This window comes from Leifsonia sp. Root227, assembly GCF_001428745.1.
Taxonomy (GTDB): Bacteria; Actinomycetota; Actinomycetes; order Actinomycetales; family Microbacteriaceae; genus Leifsonia.
The window spans coordinates 846,175-861,330 of the sequence record NZ_LMIO01000003.1; the positions used below are offsets into that span (position 1 = coordinate 846,175).

13 protein-coding genes are annotated in these 15,156 nt (G+C 68.2%); 11 read left to right on the forward strand and 2 right to left on the reverse strand.

From position 1 onward, the window contains the following. The first annotated feature begins 22 nt into the window (after positions 1 to 22). The 4 genes from ASE16_RS14045 to ASE16_RS14060 all read left to right on the forward strand — a co-directional run bounded on the left by ASE16_RS14045 (position 23) and on the right by ASE16_RS14060 (position 2,553). The gene (locus ASE16_RS14045; protein ID WP_055895938.1) at positions 23 to 637 is read left to right on the forward strand and encodes a CDP-alcohol phosphatidyltransferase family protein; all 615 of its coding nucleotides are present in this window, start codon (positions 23 to 25) and stop codon (positions 635 to 637) included. A 12-nt stretch (positions 638 to 649) separates the two neighbouring features. Then, the gene (locus ASE16_RS14050) at positions 650 to 1,153 is read left to right on the forward strand and encodes an FHA domain-containing protein (RefSeq protein ID WP_321164258.1); all 504 of its coding nucleotides are present in this window, start codon (positions 650 to 652) and stop codon (positions 1,151 to 1,153) included. A gap of 13 nt (positions 1,154 to 1,166) precedes the next feature. Further along, positions 1,167 to 1,865 (forward strand): MerR family transcriptional regulator, encoded by a 699-nt coding sequence (locus tag ASE16_RS14055; protein ID WP_055895943.1) that lies wholly within the window; start codon positions 1,167 to 1,169, stop codon positions 1,863 to 1,865. Between the two features lie 142 nt (positions 1,866 to 2,007). Beyond that, a complete protein-coding gene (locus tag ASE16_RS14060; RefSeq protein WP_055895947.1) occupies positions 2,008 to 2,553 on the forward strand; it encodes a MerR family transcriptional regulator in 546 nt (181 codons plus the stop codon). A 250-nt stretch (positions 2,554 to 2,803) separates the two neighbouring features. Here ASE16_RS14060 and ASE16_RS14065 read toward each other — a convergent pair whose 3' ends face one another. Continuing rightward, a complete protein-coding gene (locus tag ASE16_RS14065) occupies positions 2,804 to 3,610 on the reverse strand; it encodes a ParA family protein (protein WP_055895949.1) in 807 nt (268 codons plus the stop codon). A gap of 80 nt (positions 3,611 to 3,690) precedes the next feature. Between ASE16_RS14065 and ASE16_RS14070 the strand changes: the two genes are divergently transcribed. From ASE16_RS14070 to ASE16_RS14085, 4 genes are all read left to right on the forward strand, one after another. Continuing rightward, a complete protein-coding gene (locus ASE16_RS14070) occupies positions 3,691 to 7,095 on the forward strand; it encodes a pyruvate carboxylase (protein ID WP_055895953.1) in 3,405 nt (1,134 codons plus the stop codon). Positions 7,096 to 7,237: 142 nt separating this feature from the next. Then, a complete protein-coding gene (locus ASE16_RS14075) occupies positions 7,238 to 8,557 on the forward strand; it encodes a MinD/ParA family protein (protein WP_055895956.1) in 1,320 nt (439 codons plus the stop codon). A gap of 37 nt (positions 8,558 to 8,594) precedes the next feature. Next, the gene (def, locus tag ASE16_RS14080; protein ID WP_055895959.1) at positions 8,595 to 9,086 is read left to right on the forward strand and encodes a peptide deformylase; all 492 of its coding nucleotides are present in this window, start codon (positions 8,595 to 8,597) and stop codon (positions 9,084 to 9,086) included. Between the two features lie 76 nt (positions 9,087 to 9,162). Beyond that, positions 9,163 to 10,008 (forward strand): NAD-dependent epimerase/dehydratase family protein, encoded by an 846-nt coding sequence (locus tag ASE16_RS14085; protein WP_055895962.1) that lies wholly within the window; start codon positions 9,163 to 9,165, stop codon positions 10,006 to 10,008. Between the two features lie 18 nt (positions 10,009 to 10,026). Here the strand turns inward: ASE16_RS14085 and ASE16_RS14090 are convergent, their stop codons facing one another. After that, positions 10,027 to 11,856: an AMP-dependent synthetase/ligase gene (locus ASE16_RS14090; protein WP_055895966.1), complete on the reverse strand. Its 1,830-nt coding sequence runs from the start codon at positions 11,854 to 11,856 to the stop codon at positions 10,027 to 10,029. 149 nt (positions 11,857 to 12,005) lie between these two features. Between ASE16_RS14090 and ASE16_RS14095 the strand changes: the two genes are divergently transcribed. The 3 genes from ASE16_RS14095 to ASE16_RS14105 all read left to right on the forward strand — a co-directional run bounded on the left by ASE16_RS14095 (position 12,006) and on the right by ASE16_RS14105 (position 15,113). After that, a complete protein-coding gene (locus ASE16_RS14095) occupies positions 12,006 to 12,956 on the forward strand; it encodes an ROK family glucokinase (RefSeq protein WP_055896607.1) in 951 nt (316 codons plus the stop codon). 9 nt (positions 12,957 to 12,965) lie between these two features. Further along, positions 12,966 to 13,655, forward strand: coding sequence for a lysophospholipid acyltransferase family protein (locus ASE16_RS14100; RefSeq protein WP_055895970.1), 690 nt, complete (start codon positions 12,966 to 12,968; stop codon positions 13,653 to 13,655). A gap of 129 nt (positions 13,656 to 13,784) precedes the next feature. Next, on the forward strand, positions 13,785 to 15,113 hold the full coding sequence (locus ASE16_RS14105; RefSeq protein WP_157480411.1) for a class II 3-deoxy-7-phosphoheptulonate synthase: 1,329 nt from the start codon (positions 13,785 to 13,787) through the stop codon (positions 15,111 to 15,113). The last annotated feature ends 43 nt before the right edge of the window (positions 15,114 to 15,156 follow it).

Genomic DNA, 15,156 nt, shown 5'->3' on the forward strand with positions numbered 1-15,156 from the left:
TGGATCACTAGACTCGTACCTCGTGGATGGTGTCGGTGCGCGCGAGGTGAGTTCGCGGGTTCTGACGATCCCGAACATCCTGAGCTTCTTCCGGCTCGCCCTCGTGCCGGTGTTCCTGGCGTTCGTGATCGTCGGTCAGGATGCGCTGGCGCTGCTCGTGCTCGTCGTGTCGAGCATCACGGACTTCCTCGACGGTTTCCTCGCCAGGCGCCTCAACCAGGTGTCGCGACTCGGACAGCTGCTCGATCCGGCCGCCGACCGGCTGTACATCTTCGCCGCCCTGATCGGGCTGGCCTGGCGCGAGGTCATCCCGTGGTGGCTGGTGGCGATCATCGTGGCCAGGGACGTCATGCTCGCGGTGCTCGGCGTCATCCTCGCGAACCACGGCTACGGCCCGCTTCCCGTGCATCACCTGGGCAAAGTCGCCACGTTCTGTCTGTTCTGGGCGCTCCCGCTGCTCATGCTCGGCGAGGCATTCGACGCTCTCGCGCCGTTCTCTCTGCCGCTCGGCTGGGCGTTCGCGCTCTGGGGAGCCTTCCTCTACTGGTGGGCCGGATTCGTGTATATCGGAGAAACGGCTCGGGTAATCCGCCTTCCGGCCGACGACGGGGCCGACCGATCCGATACGCTGGAATAAGAGGAGGTTGACGTGCCTGACGAGACATACCCGAATGGGCCGGCGGACGACGCCGAGAACAACCCCCTGCGTAATTCAGCCGCGGGGAACGAAGACACGACCGCACGCTTCGGCGAGGAGTTCGTGTCGAAGATGTACCCGATGGATGGGGAGATCTCCCCGGAGGAGCAGGAGGCCATCGCCGCTCTGCCGTCCGGGTCGGCTCTGCTGATCGTCCGCCGTGGTCCGAACACCGGTGCGCGCTTCCTGCTCGACGCCGATGTGACGAGCGCCGGACGCCACCCCAACGCCGACATCTTTCTCGACGACGTGACCGTGTCGCGTCGTCACGCGGAGTTCACCCGCCGCGGAACGGCGTTCGAGGTCCGCGACCTCGGATCGCTGAACGGCACGTACTACGACGGGGTCCGCATCGAGAGCGCCCTGCTCTCCGACTCCGCCGAAGTGCAGATCGGCAAGTTCCGGCTCACGTTCTACGCCTCGCGTCTCGACCTCGCAGCGTCGGCCCAGAGCTAGTGGCGCACAGCTAGTGGCACGGCAAGCAGCGAGCGCTCGCGCCGGCTCGCCTGCGCTGCTCAGCATCGGCCAGGTGCTCGCGCGCCTCACGCCGGAGTTCCCAGACCTCTCGTCGTCGAAGCTGCGCTTCCTCGAGGAACGCGGGCTGGTGTCCCCGGCGCGCACCGCGTCCGGCTACCGCAAGTTCTCCCCGGACGACGTGGAGCGACTGCGCATCGTGCTGGGGATGCAGCGCGACCACTACCTGCCGCTCAAGGTCATCAAGGCCTACCTCGCCGAACTGGATGCGGGTCTCGACCCGCAACTGCCTGGCGCGGCTCCCACGGCCGGTCCGTCCATGCTGCCCACCGGCCGCCGGTTCAAGCGCGGCGAGCTGCTCCGCGAGGCGCAGGCGAGCCAGGAGCTCCTGCAGGACGCGATCAGCGCATCCGTCATCGCGCCGGCCGAGGTCTACGGCGAGGAGACGCTGGCGGTGCTGCGGGCACTGGTCGAACTCCAGCGGCACGGCATCGAACCGCGCCACCTGCGCGGTTTCCGCGCGGCGGCGCAGCGCGAACTCGGCCTCATCGAGACGGCCCTGGTGCCGATCGCCAGGCGCAACGACGTGTCGAGCAGGGCGCAGACCGCAGAGCTCGCGCGCGAGATCGCCGGACAGCTGGACGTGGTGCGCGGGAGCATCATCCGGTCGGCTCTCGCGCGCATCCAGCCATGACAGCGCGCACGGCACTGACGGATCGCCTCGACACGCCGATAGTCAAACTGCGAATGTCGTTGCCCGCGACCCTGACCATGGGTACCGTGGATGATGCGCCTGTCGAACATGCGCATCCCAAGATCGGGCGAGAGGCGAACCCATGAGTGAACTGAGTCGTGACAACGACGCGGCCCGGTACGATCTGGGGCTGCTGTTCACCGACGGCCTCCCAGAGATGGACGACGCCAACGGCTATCGCGGTGCTGTCGCCGCCCGCGCTGCCGGCATCTCCTACCGTCAGCTCGACTACTGGGCTCGCACGGGACTGGTCGAGCCGACCGTCCGCGGTGCCGCAGGATCGGGATCGCAGCGCCTCTACGGCTTCCGCGACATCCTCGTCCTCAAGCTCGTCAAGCGCCTTCTCGACACCGGCATCTCGCTGCAGCAGATCCGCACGGCGGTCAACCAGCTCCGCGAGTCCGGGGTCAACGACCTCGCCCAGACCACGCTGATGAGCGACGGCGCGAGTGTCTACCTCTGCACCTCCAACGACGAGGTCATCGACCTCGTCAGCCGCGGCCAGGGCGTCTTCGGCATCGCCGTCGGCAAGGTCCTCCGCGAGGTCGAGTCGAGCCTCGTCGAGCTCGACACCCAGACCGACGCCATGGACGAGCTCGCCGCTCGTCGCGCCACCAAGGCCTCCTGAGCCGCTCTCAGATCCGCCGCGCTCTCCGTCCGAACGGAGTCTTCGTGCGCCACGCCGTCGCGAACTCCGTTCGGACGGAACTCTCGCGCGCTCCGGTCCGTTTCTCCGTTCAGACGGAGAAACGCAGCCGCTCGCACTTCTCCGCTCGGACGGAGAAGGTGGGCGCAGCACGCGCGTTCTCCGTCTGAACGGAGTTCTCGGCGGCGCGTCGCCCGAACGTTCCTGCTGACCGGTCGAGGCAGAACGGCTGTTACGGTGCGACCGCGTACTCGCCGATGCGGGCGGTGCGCAGCACGCGCTCCAGCAGCATGTCGAAGTTGTGCGCCATCTCCTGCGCGCTCTCGCCAGGCCAGACGTGCAGCGGCTTCGCCGCGCCCTGCGCCTGCTGCAGCGATGTGCGCTCCGGAAGCTGGGGGGAGAGCACGAGCGGCCCGAACATGTCGCGCAGCTCCTTGATGCGGAACTGGTGCTCCAGCGACTGCACGCGGGCACGGTTCACGATGATGCCGAGCGGCTGGAGGCGGGGGGAGAGCCCGCGCCGGATCTCCTCGATCGCGCGCAGCGCGCGGTCGGCGGCAGCCACGGAGAACAGTCCGGGCTCCGTGACGACGGCGACGCGGTCGCTCGCCGCCCACGCTGTGCGGGTCAGAGCGTTGAGCGATGGGGCGCAGTCGATCAGCACCAGCTCGTAGTCGTGCTCGACGTTCGCCAGCGCCTCTTCGAGCTTCCAGATGTCGCGGATGCTCGGGTGCGGTCCGTCGAAGTTGATGGCGGACGGGCTGCCGATCATCACGTCGATCTTGCCCGTGCGGCCCTTGGTCCAGCCGGAGGGGGCGATGGCCGCGCGGACGATCTTCTCCTTCGGCGAGGCGAGCACGTCGGCCACGTTGAGGTGGCCTGCCACCTGGATGTCCATGCCCGTGGACACGTCCGATTGCGGGTCGAGATCGACCACGAGCGTTCGGAGCCCCTTGGCGAACGCCGCGGAGGCCAGTCCAAGCGTCACTGTGGTCTTGCCGACACCGCCCTTGAGGGAACTAACGCTGAGTACGTGCACAAGAAGCCACGTTACCTTCACTAGTCTTAGAGAACCTAACCGTTTGCTGTGTGGCGTCGCCCCCTGCTCGAAAGGTCCCCATGTTCCGTAAGATCCTCGTTGCCAATCGCGGTGAAATCGCCATCCGGGCCTTCCGGGCCGCTTACGAGCTCGGCGCTCAAACCGTGGCGGTGTTCCCGTATGAGGACCGCAATTCCATGCACCGCCTCAAGGCGGATGAGGCGTACCAGATCGGCGAGCCCGGCCACCCGGTGCGCGCGTACCTCGACGTCGCGGAGATCATCCGCGTCGCCAAGGAGTGCGGCGCCGACGCGATCTACCCCGGCTATGGCTTCCTCTCCGAGAACCCCGAGCTGGCAGAGGCCGCCCGCGAGGCCGGCATCACGTTCATCGGGCCGCCGTCGCGCGTGCTTGAGATGGCGGGCAACAAGGTCACCGCCAAGGAGCACGCCATCGCTGCCGGCGTGCCCGTGCTCAAGTCGACCCCTCCGTCGAAGGACATCGACCTCCTCATCTCGCAGGCCGACGAGATCGGCTTCCCGATCTTCGCCAAGGCCGTCGCGGGCGGCGGCGGACGAGGGATGCGCCGCGTCAACACCAAGGACGAACTCCGCGGTGCCCTCGAAGAGGCGATGCGCGAGGCGGACAGCGCCTTCGGCGACCCGACCATGTTCTTGGAGCAGGCCGTTCTGCGCCCGCGCCACATCGAGGTGCAGATCCTCGCAGACTCGCACGGCGCCACGATGCACCTGTTCGAGCGCGACTGCTCCGTGCAGCGCCGCCACCAGAAAGTCATCGAGATCGCCCCGGCCCCGAACCTCGACGAGGAGACCCGCCAGGCGCTCTACGCCGACGCGATCGCGTTCGCCAAGTCGATCGGCTACGAGAACGCGGGAACCGTCGAGTTCCTGCTCGACACGGCGGGGGAGCGCGCGGGCGAGCACGTCTTCATCGAGATGAACCCGCGCATCCAGGTGGAGCACACGGTCACAGAGGAGATCACCGACGTCGACCTGGTGCAGTCGCAGATGCGCATCGCCGCAGGGGAGTCGCTCGCCGACCTCGGCCTCAGCCAGGAGACCGTGCACATCCGCGGGGCGGCCCTGCAGTGCCGCATCACCACGGAGGACCCGACGGCCGGCTTCCGGCCGGACACCGGCAAGATCACCACGTACCGCTCGCCGGGCGGCGGCGGCATCCGCCTCGACGGCGGCACGATCAACCCCGGCGCACAGATCAGCCCGCACTTCGACTCGATGCTCGCCAAGATGACCTGCCGCGGCCGCGACTTCGCCGCAGCGGTGAGCCGCGCACGCCGCGGTCTGGCCGAGTTCCGCATCCGCGGCGTCTCCACGAACATCCCGTTCCTGCAGGCCGTCCTGGACGACCCGGACTTCATCGCTGGCAACGTCAGCACCTCGTTCATCGAGGAGCGCCCTGAGCTGTTCAAGGGCCGCGCGTCCAAGGACCGCGGCACCAAGGTGCTCAACTGGCTCGCCGACGTCACGGTCAACCAGCCGAACGGCGCCCGTCCGGAGACGCACGCGCCCGTCGACAAGCTGCCGAAGATCGACCTGTCCGCTCCGGCGCCCTCCGGCTCGCGGCAGAAGCTGCTCGAGCTCGGCCCCACCGGGTTCGCGAAGGCGCTGCGTGCGCAGACCGCCCTCGCGGTGACGGAGACGACGTTCCGGGATGCGCACCAGTCGCTGCTCGCGACCCGCGTCCGCACCCGCGACCTGCTCGCGGTCGCCCCGTACGTCGCCAGAATGACGCCGGAGCTGCTCTCCGTGGAGGCCTGGGGTGGAGCGACATACGACGTCGCGCTGCGCTTCCTCGGCGAGGACCCGTGGGAGCGCCTGGCCGCACTCCGCGATGCGCTGCCGAACGTCAACATCCAGATGCTGCTGCGCGGTCGCAACACGGTCGGGTACACCCCGTATCCCACCCAGGTGACGGATGCGTTCGTCCGGGAGGCCGCTGCCACCGGTGTCGACATCTTCCGCATCTTCGACGCCCTCAACGACGTGTCTCAGATGCGCCCGGCCATCGAGTCGGTGCTGGCGACGGGAACCGCCGTGGCCGAGGTCGCGGTCTGCTACACCGGCGACCTGCTCGACCCTGCGGAAGACCTGTACACGCTCGACTACTACCTGCGTCTCGCCGAGCAGATCGTGGAGTCCGGCGCGCACATCCTCGCCATCAAGGACATGGCCGGCCTGCTGCGTCCGTCCGCGGCTGAGAAGCTCGTCTCGGCCTTCCGGGAGCGCTTCGACCTGCCGGTGCACGTGCACACGCACGACACGCCAGGCGGCCAGCTCGCCACCCTGCTCGCGGCCAGCCGCGCGGGAGCGGACGCGGTCGACGTCGCCAGCGCGCCGATGTCCGGCACCACCAGCCAGCCGAGCGCATCCGCTCTCGTCGCCGCGCTCGCGCACACCGAACGCGACACGGGCATCTCGCTCGCGTCCGTGAACGCGCTCGAGCCGTACTGGGAGGCCGTCCGCCAGGTCTACCGTCCGTTCGAGTCCGGTCTTCCGGGCCCGACAGGTCGCGTCTACAAGCACGAGATCCCCGGCGGCCAGCTCTCCAACCTGCGTCAGCAGGCCAAGGCGCTCGGCCTCGCGGAGGACTTCGAGCTCGTCGAGGACATGTACGCGGCCGCCAACCAGATCCTCGGGCGCATCCCCAAGGTGACGCCGTCGTCGAAGGTCGTCGGCGACCTCGCGCTGCACCTCGCGGCCGTCCACGCCGACCCGGCCGACTTCGCCGAGAACCCGCAGAACTACGACATCCCGGACTCCGTGGTCGGCTTCATGGCCGGGGAGCTCGGCGAGCTGCCTGGCGGCTGGCCGGAGCCGTTCCGCACCAAGGTGCTCGCGGGCAAGACCGTCAAGATCGGGGTCGAGGATCTCTCCCCGGCAGACGCGAAGGCCCTCGAAGGCTCCAGCCAGGAGCGCCGCTCCACCCTCAACCGCCTGCTGTTCCCTGCTCCGACGCGCATCTACGAGCAGATGCGCGAGTTGTTCGGCGACCTGTCCGTCGTCGACTCGCTCGACTACCTCTACGGTCTCAAGCAGGGCAACGAGCACGTCATCGAGATCGACAAGGGCGTTCGCCTCTACATCGGCCTCGAAGCCATCGGCGAAGCGGACGACAAGGGGATGCGCACGGTCATGACCACGCTCAACGGCCAGCTCCGGCCGGTGTTCGTGCGCGACCGCGGCATCGTCGTGGAGGCGAAGGCGGCCGAGAAGGCGGACACGGCGAAGCCCGGCCAGGTCGCGGCTCCGTTCTCCGGTGTCGTCACGCTGCAGGTCGCCGTCGGCGACACGGTGGCGGCCGGCCAGTCGGTCGCGTCCATCGAGGCCATGAAGATGGAGGCGGCCATCACCGCCCCCATCGCCGGCACGATCGAGCGGCTCGCCATCCCGAAGACCCAGCAGGTCGACGCCGGCGACCTCCTCGTCGTCGTCGCCCCCGCCTGACCCACCGCCCCACATAATCGAGTCCGAACTTATTCACGTCCGCGCCCGGCGTGGCGCGTGAATAAGTTCGGACTCGTTTGCTGCGTGCGACGGCCAGCTAAACTGTGTCCGTCGCTCGCTGCGACAGAAAGAGATGTGATCCGTGCCAGACAACCTCAAGCCCGAGCGCCCGGAACCGGGTTCGCTCGTGTCGCCTGACGACGATCTGACCATCGCGGTTCCAGAGAACCTCAGCATCGCCGTCGACCTGCCGCCTGCCCCTGCACCCGAGGTGCCGGAGGACGAAGCGGCCGTCGCGATCGACGAGGTCCCCGTCAATCCCGGGTTCGTCGCTTCTCCCGCCGAGCCGACGACCATGTCCGTCGCCATCGTCGCTTCGCGGCTCGCCACCGGCCCGACCGGTACGATTCCAGCCGCCGACGGGCAGGGCGACGCCGCGCGCGAGGCCCACGAACTCCCAGCGGGCGACCCGTTCTCGCAGTCTCGTCGCGGACGCCTGCGCGGCGAGCACTCGCAGCAGCCGGAGCCGGCGGCGATGCTCACCGCCGATCGTCTGCTCGAGGTCAATCGCAACACCCGGCCTGGTCCGGAGGGCGGCTGGCAGCGCTTCGTCTACAACGTCACTTTCCGCATGGTGAACCTCGGCGACTCCGCAAAGGCGCGCGCCCGCAAGGAGCTCGACCACCGCATCCAGAAGCAGTTCGAGGGCGGAACGCGCTTCGTTCCCGTGCTCACCCGCAAGGGCGGCGTGGGAAAGACCACCGTCACCACCCTGCTCGGGATGGCGCTGGCCGATGCCCGCGAGGACCGCATCATCGCGATCGACGCGAATCCCGACCGCGGCACCCTGTCGGAGCGCGTGCCGAAGCAGACCCGTGCGACCGTGCGGGATGTGGTCCACAAGGCCGCGACCATCGGCGGCTTCACCGACTTCTCGGCCCTCGTCTCGCGCGACGAGACCCGGCTCGACATCCTCGCCTCCGACACCGACCCTCTGCTCTCCGAGGCGTTCGACGAGAACGACTACAACGTCGTCGCCGACCTGTCCGCGCGGTTCTACTCGATCGTGCTCACCGACTGCGGCACCGGCATCGTCCACTCGGTCATGCGCGCCACGCTGCAGCGTGCAGACTCGGTCGTCATCGTCTCCGGCGGAAGCGTCGATGAGGCGCGCCTGGCGTCCGAGACGCTGACCTGGCTGGAGGCCAACGGCTACGGCGACCTGGTGCGGAACGCGGTCGTCGCCCTCAACACGGCCACCCAGGGCACCAACCTGGTGAAGCTCGAGGAGATCGAATCGCACTTCCTTTCGCGCGTGCGCGACGTCGTGCGCATCCCGTACGACCCGCAGCTCGCCGCAGGCTCCGTCGTGTCGTACAAAGACCTGAAGCCCCTGACCAAGCAGTCGGCGCGCACTCTCGCCGCCCTGGTGGTCGAGGGCCTGCCCACCTCACGCGGCTGAGCCGCGCATCCCGTTCCCTCGTGCCTAGGAGACAGCTGTGACCGAACGTCAGATCCGCCTGTTCGGCGACCCCGTCCTCAAGACCGTGTCCGAGCCGATCGGCGACATCGACGACGGCGTGCGCGGACTGGTGGAGGACCTGGTGGACAGCGTGCTGCCGCCCGGCCGCGCAGGCGTCGCCGCACCGCAGATCGGCGTCAACCTGCGCGCGTTCAGCTACAACGTCGACGGCGAGGTCGGCTACGTCATCAACCCGGTGCTCGTCGAGGTCTCCGGCGAGCCGGAGTTGGTGGATGAGGGCTGTCTGTCCGTGCCGGGGCTCTGGTTCAAGACCGCTCGCTACCCGTTCGCCACCGTGCGCGGCATCGACCTCGACGGCAATGAGATCGAGGTGTCAGGCACCGGAGTGATGGCGCAGGCGCTGCAGCACGAGACCGACCATCTCGACGGCAAGCTCTACCTCGACCGGCTCGACAAGGACAGCAGGCGCGAGGCGATGAAGCAGGTCCGCGAGTCCGACTGGTTCTAGGACTCTCGACAGGTCGCGGGGCTCTCGACCGGTTCCTGGCTCTCGCCGCCGGTCGTCGGGCACCTAGACTGGCGTCATGCGTATCGCGGTCACCGGTGGATCAGGAAAACTCGGGCGCACCGTCGTCCGCGAGCTGAGGGCGGCGGGCAACACCGTCGTCAATCTGGATGCGACGGGGGAGCGTGGTCCAGGGTTCGTCCGGGTCGACCTCACCGACTACGGGCAGACGATCGACGCCATCCTCGGCGTCAATGACCAGCACGACGGCTTCGACGCGATCGTGCACCTGGCCGCGATCCCTGCCCCAGGCATCCTGAGCGACGTCGCCACCTTCCACAACAACATCCGGGTCACGTACAACGTGTTCCAGGCGGCGCGCAGGGCGGGCATCCGGAACATCGTCTACGCGTCGAGCGAGACCGTGCTCGGCCTGCCGTTCGACGTGCCGCCGCCGTACATCCCGGTGGATGAGGACTACCCGGCCCGTCCCGAGAGCACGTACTCCCTCGTCAAGCACCTCGAAGAGCAGCTCGCGATTGAGCTGGTGCGCTGGGACCCGGCGCTCAAGATCGTCGCCCTGCGGTTCTCGAACGTGATGAACCCGGAGGACTACGCCGCGTTCCCAGGCTTCGACGCGGACGCGCTGGCACGCAAGTGGAACCTCTGGGGCTACATCGACGGCCGCGACGGAGCCCAGGCCATCCTGCGAGCCCTCGAGTGGGACACCACGGGGTTCGACCGCTTCATCATCGCCGCCGCCGACACCGTGATGTCCCGCCCGAACGACGAACTGGTCGCCGAGGTGTTCCCCGGGGTTCCGCTGAAGGGCGAGCTGGGCGTCAACGACACCCTGCTGTCGATCGCCAAGGCCCGCCAGGTGCTCGGCTACGAGCCGAAGCACTCCTGGCGGGACGAGGTCTGAGCGACGGTCACGAGGGCGCTAGTGCGCCAGTGAGATGCCCTGCGTGGCGGGAGCGCCGCTGTAGATGCCCTCGATCACGTCGGCGAAGTCCGTCAGGATCACGTTGCGCTTGATGCTGAGCTTCGGCGTCAGGTGGCCGCTGGCCTCGGTGAGGTCGGTGGAGAGGATCACGAACTTGCGGATGGACTCCGCCCGCGACACCCCGGCGTTGGCCGTCTCGATGGCGCGCTCGATCTCGGCGTAGACGGCCGGGTTGACCGACGCCTCCGCGAGGGTCATGTCCTTGTCCTCGCCGTTGTTGGCGAGCCAGGTCGGCAGCATCTCGGTGTCGAGGGTGACGAGCGCTGCGATGAACGGCTTCTGGTCGCCGACGACGATCACCTGGCTGACCAGCGGGTTCGCCCGCACAGGGTCTTCGAGGGCGGCGGGGGAGACGTTCTTGCCCCCCGCGGTCACGATGATCTCCTTCTTGCGCCCGGTGATGGTCAGGAAGCCGTCGTCGTCGAAGGAGCCGAGATCGCCCGTGCGGAACCAGCCGTCGTCGAACGCGGCCTCCGTCGCTTCCGGGTTCTTCCAGTACTCCTTGAAGACGTTGATGCCCTTGACCTCGATCTCGTTGTCGTCGGCGAGACGCAGCGAGACACCGGGGAGCGCGGGGCCGACCGTGCCGATCCGAAACGTGTCAGGACGGTTCACGGTCGCGGGAGCGGTGGTCTCGGTGAGGCCGTAGCCCTCCAGGATCTTGATGCCGAGGCTGTGGAAGAAGTGCCCGAGGTGCGAGCCGAGCGGCGCGGAGCCGGAGACCGCGTACTTCACGCGTCCGCCCATCGCTGCGCGCAGCTTGCTGTAGACCAGGCGGTCGAAGATCGCGAAGCGGACGCGCAGGCCGAACGGCACGCTCCCCGCCTCGACGGCCTTCGAGTGCTCGACGGCCACGGCGGCCGCCTTGCGGAAGATCTTGCCTCGGCCGCCGGACTCTGCCTTCTGCTCCGCCGAGTTGTAGACCTTCTCGAACACGCGGGGAACCGCGAGGAGGAACGTCGGCTTGAAGCTGGCGAGCGCCGGCAGGAGCTGCTTGGTGTCTGCCTGGTGGCCCACCTTCACGCCCGCCGTCACGCAGAGCACGGCGATGAAGCGCGCGAAGACGTGGGCTGTGGTGATGAACAGCAGCGTGGATGCGCCACCCGGCTGCATCACGACCTCTTTCAGCGCCTCTGCCGAGTTGCGCGAGAGCTCGACGAAGTTCGCGTGCGTGAGAACGCATCCCTTGGGCTTCCCTGTGGAGCCGGAGGTGTAGATCAGCGTGCCGATGTCCTCGCCGCGCGCCAGGTTCCTTCGGCGCTCGATCTCACCGTCCGGGATGCCCGTGCCGGACGCGGCGAGCTTGTCCAGGTCGCCGAGGTGGAGCTGCCAGACGTTCTGGATGAGCGGGAGGTCGGGGTGCACCTCGTCGAACCGCGAGAACATCTCCGCGTTCTCCAGGATGACGGCGATCGCGCCGGAGTCGCTCATGTTCCACTGCACCTGGGCGGGGGAGGACGTCTCGTAGATCGGCACCAGCACGGCGCCGGCGAACCAGGCGGCGAAGTCGATCAGCGACCACTCGTAGCGGGTCTTGCACATCAGGCCGATCTTGTCGCCCGGCTGGATGCCGGCCTGCACGAATCCCTTGGAGAGGGCGACGACCTGGCGCAGGAACTCCGCGGCGGTCACGTCCTTCCAGGCGTCGCCGTCCGGGATGCTGAACAGGGGCGCATCCGGAGTGGCGGCGACGCGGTCGACCAGCAGGTCGGTCGCGTTCGCCTCAGGGTCGGCGGGAACGATGGCGGGTGAATCGAACTGTTTCACGGTAACTCCCTCGGTACCGGGGCGGGCGTCAGACGGGCCAGATGGCTTCAGCCACACTGGGTAACTACACTCTAGATGGTGCGGATGTGAGTCTTCTGGCGCTCGCCGACTCCCGCGCCATACCCGCAACTCAAGGAAAGGCTGTGTCTGTGCACGCGATCGGGATCGACATCGGCGGAACGAAGATCGCAGGCGCAGTGGTCGACGAGCTCGGCACCATCGTCCGCGAGGACAGGGTGCCCACCGACGCAGCCCAGCCGCACGAGATCGAGAACGCCGTCGTCGAGATGATCGAGCGGCTCTCCGACGGAGACGAGGAGATCGCCGGCGCCGGTGTCGCCGCCGCCGGATTCATCGACGCCGCGCAGTCGACGGTCTACTACGCCCCCAACATCAACTGGCGCAACGAGCCGTTCAGGGAGAAGCTCGAGAAGCGCCTCGACCTGCCGATCCTGATCGAGAACGACGCGAACGCCGCGGGCTGGGCGGAGTTCCGCTACGGCGCTGGCCGCCTGGTCAGTGACATGGTCATCCTCACCATCGGCACGGGCGTCGGAGGCGCGATCGTCAGCGGCGACCGCCTGTTCCGCGGCGGCTTCGGCGCAGGCGCCGAGGTCGGCCACATGCGCGTCGTGCCAGGCGGCCTGCCGTGCGGCTGCGGCGCCCACGGCTGCATCGAGCAGTACGGCTCCGGTCGCGCGCTGCAGCGCATGGCGAACGAGCTGGCGGATGCGGGCGGCATCGGGCAGACGCTCGCCGACGTCCGTTCGCGCAATGGCTCTCTGAGCGGTACGGACATCAGCGAACTCATCATGGCCGGCGACCCTGGCGCACTCGCGGCGCTACGGCAGCTCGGCGACTGGCTCGGTCAGGCCTGCGCGAGCCTCGGCGCCGTGCTCGACCCCCAGTTGTTCGTGTTCGGCGGCGGCGTCGCCCAGGCCGGCGAGCTGCTGCTCGAGCCGATCAGGCTCGCCTACCTGGAGAACCTGCCTGCCCGCGGCTTCCACCCGGAGCCGGAGTTCCGCATCGCGGAGCTGGTGAACGACGCCGGCGTCGTCGGCGCCGCCGACCTCGCGCGGTTGCACGCCACCGCGCGTTAGGCTGAGCCGGTGTTCTACTGGCTGATGAAGCACCTGATCGCGGGCCCCCTGCTGAAGGGGATCTTCCGTCCGTGGGTCGTGGGGCTCGAGAACGTCCCGGCGAACGGCGCCGTGATCCTCGCCAGCAACCACCTGTCGTTCATCGATTCGATCTTCCTGCCGCTCGTCGTCGACAGGCACGTGTCCTTCCTCGCCAAGAGCGACTACTTCACCCGCACAGGCTTCAAAGGCTGGGCGACCAAGTCGTTCATGATGGCGACCGGCCAGATCCCGATCGACCGCTCGGGCGGCAAGGCGTCGGAGGACTCCCTCAACACCGGTCTCGCTGTTCTCTCTCGCGGTGAGATCCTCGGCATCTACCCGGAGGGGACACGCAGCCCGGACGGCAAGCTGTACCGCGGCCGCACCGGCGTCGCCAGGATGATCCTGGAGGGCGAAGTGCCCGTCGTCCCCGTCGCGATGGTCGACACGGAGAAGATCATGCCGATCGGAACGCGCCTGCCGAAGATCGGCCGCATCGGGATCGTGATCGGCGAGCCGATCGACTTCTCCCGCTTCGAGGGCATGGAGGGCGACCGCTTCATCCTCCGCTCCGTCACCGACGAGATCATGTACCGGCTGCACGCGCTCAGCGAGCAGGAGTACGTGGACGTCTACGCCAGTAGCGTGAAGGAAAAGCGCGCGTCCCTTTCACGGTAGGCTCAAGTACCCGGCGCCGACCCGTGCGCCGAAAACACCCATCGGCGTGCCGATTTCGTGGCACGCCCTGAACTGAGCGGAAGACCAGTGCTAGACACCTCCGATCCCGTCGTTTTGGCTGACGAGTCTGTGATCGAGGGCCTGGACTATTGGCGCACGCTCGAGATCAAGCAGCAGCCCACCTGGCCCGATCAGGATGCGGCCGCAGCCGCCTCCGCGGAGATCGCTACGCTGCCGCCGCTGGTCTTCGCCGGTGAGGTGGACCAGCTCCGCGACCGTCTGGGCCGCGCCGCTGACGGCAAGGCGTTCCTGCTGCAGGGAGGCGACTGTGCCGAGACGTTCGCCGGGGCGACCGCCGACCAGATCCGCAACAGGGTGAAGACCGTGCTGCAGATGGCCGTCGTGCTCACCTACGGCGCATCCATGCCTGTCATCAAGATGGGGCGCATGGCCGGGCAGTTCGCCAAGCCGCGCTCCAGCGACACGGAGACGCGGGGCGGCGTCACGCTGCCGGCATACCGCGGCGACATCGTGAACGGCTACGATTTCACGCCGGAGTCGCGCCAGGCCGACCCGCGCAGGCTGGTCAAGGGCTACCACACCGCCGCATCCACGCTGAACCTGATCCGGGCGTTCACGCAGGGTGGATTCGCCGACCTGCGCCAGGTGCACAGCTGGAACAGAGGCTTCGCCGCCAACCCGGCCAACCAGCGCTACGAAGGCCTGGCCAAGGAGATCGACCGCGCGATCAAGTTCATGGAGGCGGCGGGAGCAGACTTCGACGAGCTCAAGCGCGTCGAGTTCTACTCCAGCCACGAGGGCCTGCTGATGGACTACGAGCGTCCGATGACGCGCATCGACTCGCGCACGGGTACCCCGTACAACACGTCGGCGCACTTCATCTGGATCGGGGAGCGCACGCGCGACCTCGATGGGGCGCACGTCGACTTCCTGTCCAGGGTGCGCAACCCGATCGGCGTCAAGCTCGGCCCGTCGACCACGCCGGAGACGATGCTGGAGCTGATCGAGAAGCTCGACCCGAACCGCGAGCCCGGGCGCCTGACGTTCATCACGCGCATGGGCGCAGGCAAGATCCGGGATGCGCTTCCCCCGCTGCTCGAGGCCATCAAGGCGTCGGACGCGAAGCCGCTCTGGGTCACCGATCCGATGCACGGGAACGGCCTCACGACGCCGAACGGCTACAAGACACGCCGCTTCGACGACGTGGTGGACGAGGTCAAGGGCTTCTTCGAGGCGCACCGCGCCGCGGGAACGCACCCGGGCGGCATCCACGTGGAGCTGACGGGCGACGACGTCACCGAGTGCCTCGGCGGCTCGGAGCACATCGACGAGGAGACACTGGCGACCCGCTACGAGTCACTGTGCGACCCGCGCCTCAACCACATGCAGTCGCTGGAGCTCGCGTTCCTCGTCGCCGAGGAGCTCGCCGCCCGCTAGCCCGCCTCCCCGGCCCCCGGCTCTCAAACAATCGAGTCCGGAC

What these genes read in the sequence shown, in the direction of transcription:
- ASE16_RS14060 (WP_055895947.1), top strand. Translation starts at nt 2,008, where the DNA reads ATGAGTGAACTGAGTCGTGACAACGACGCGGCCCGGTACGATCTGGGG.
- ASE16_RS14070 (WP_055895953.1), top strand. Translation starts at nt 3,691, where the DNA reads ATGTTCCGTAAGATCCTCGTTGCCAATCGCGGTGAAATCGCCATCCGG.
- ASE16_RS14085 (WP_055895962.1), top strand. Translation starts at nt 9,163, where the DNA reads ATGCGTATCGCGGTCACCGGTGGATCAGGAAAACTCGGGCGCACCGTC.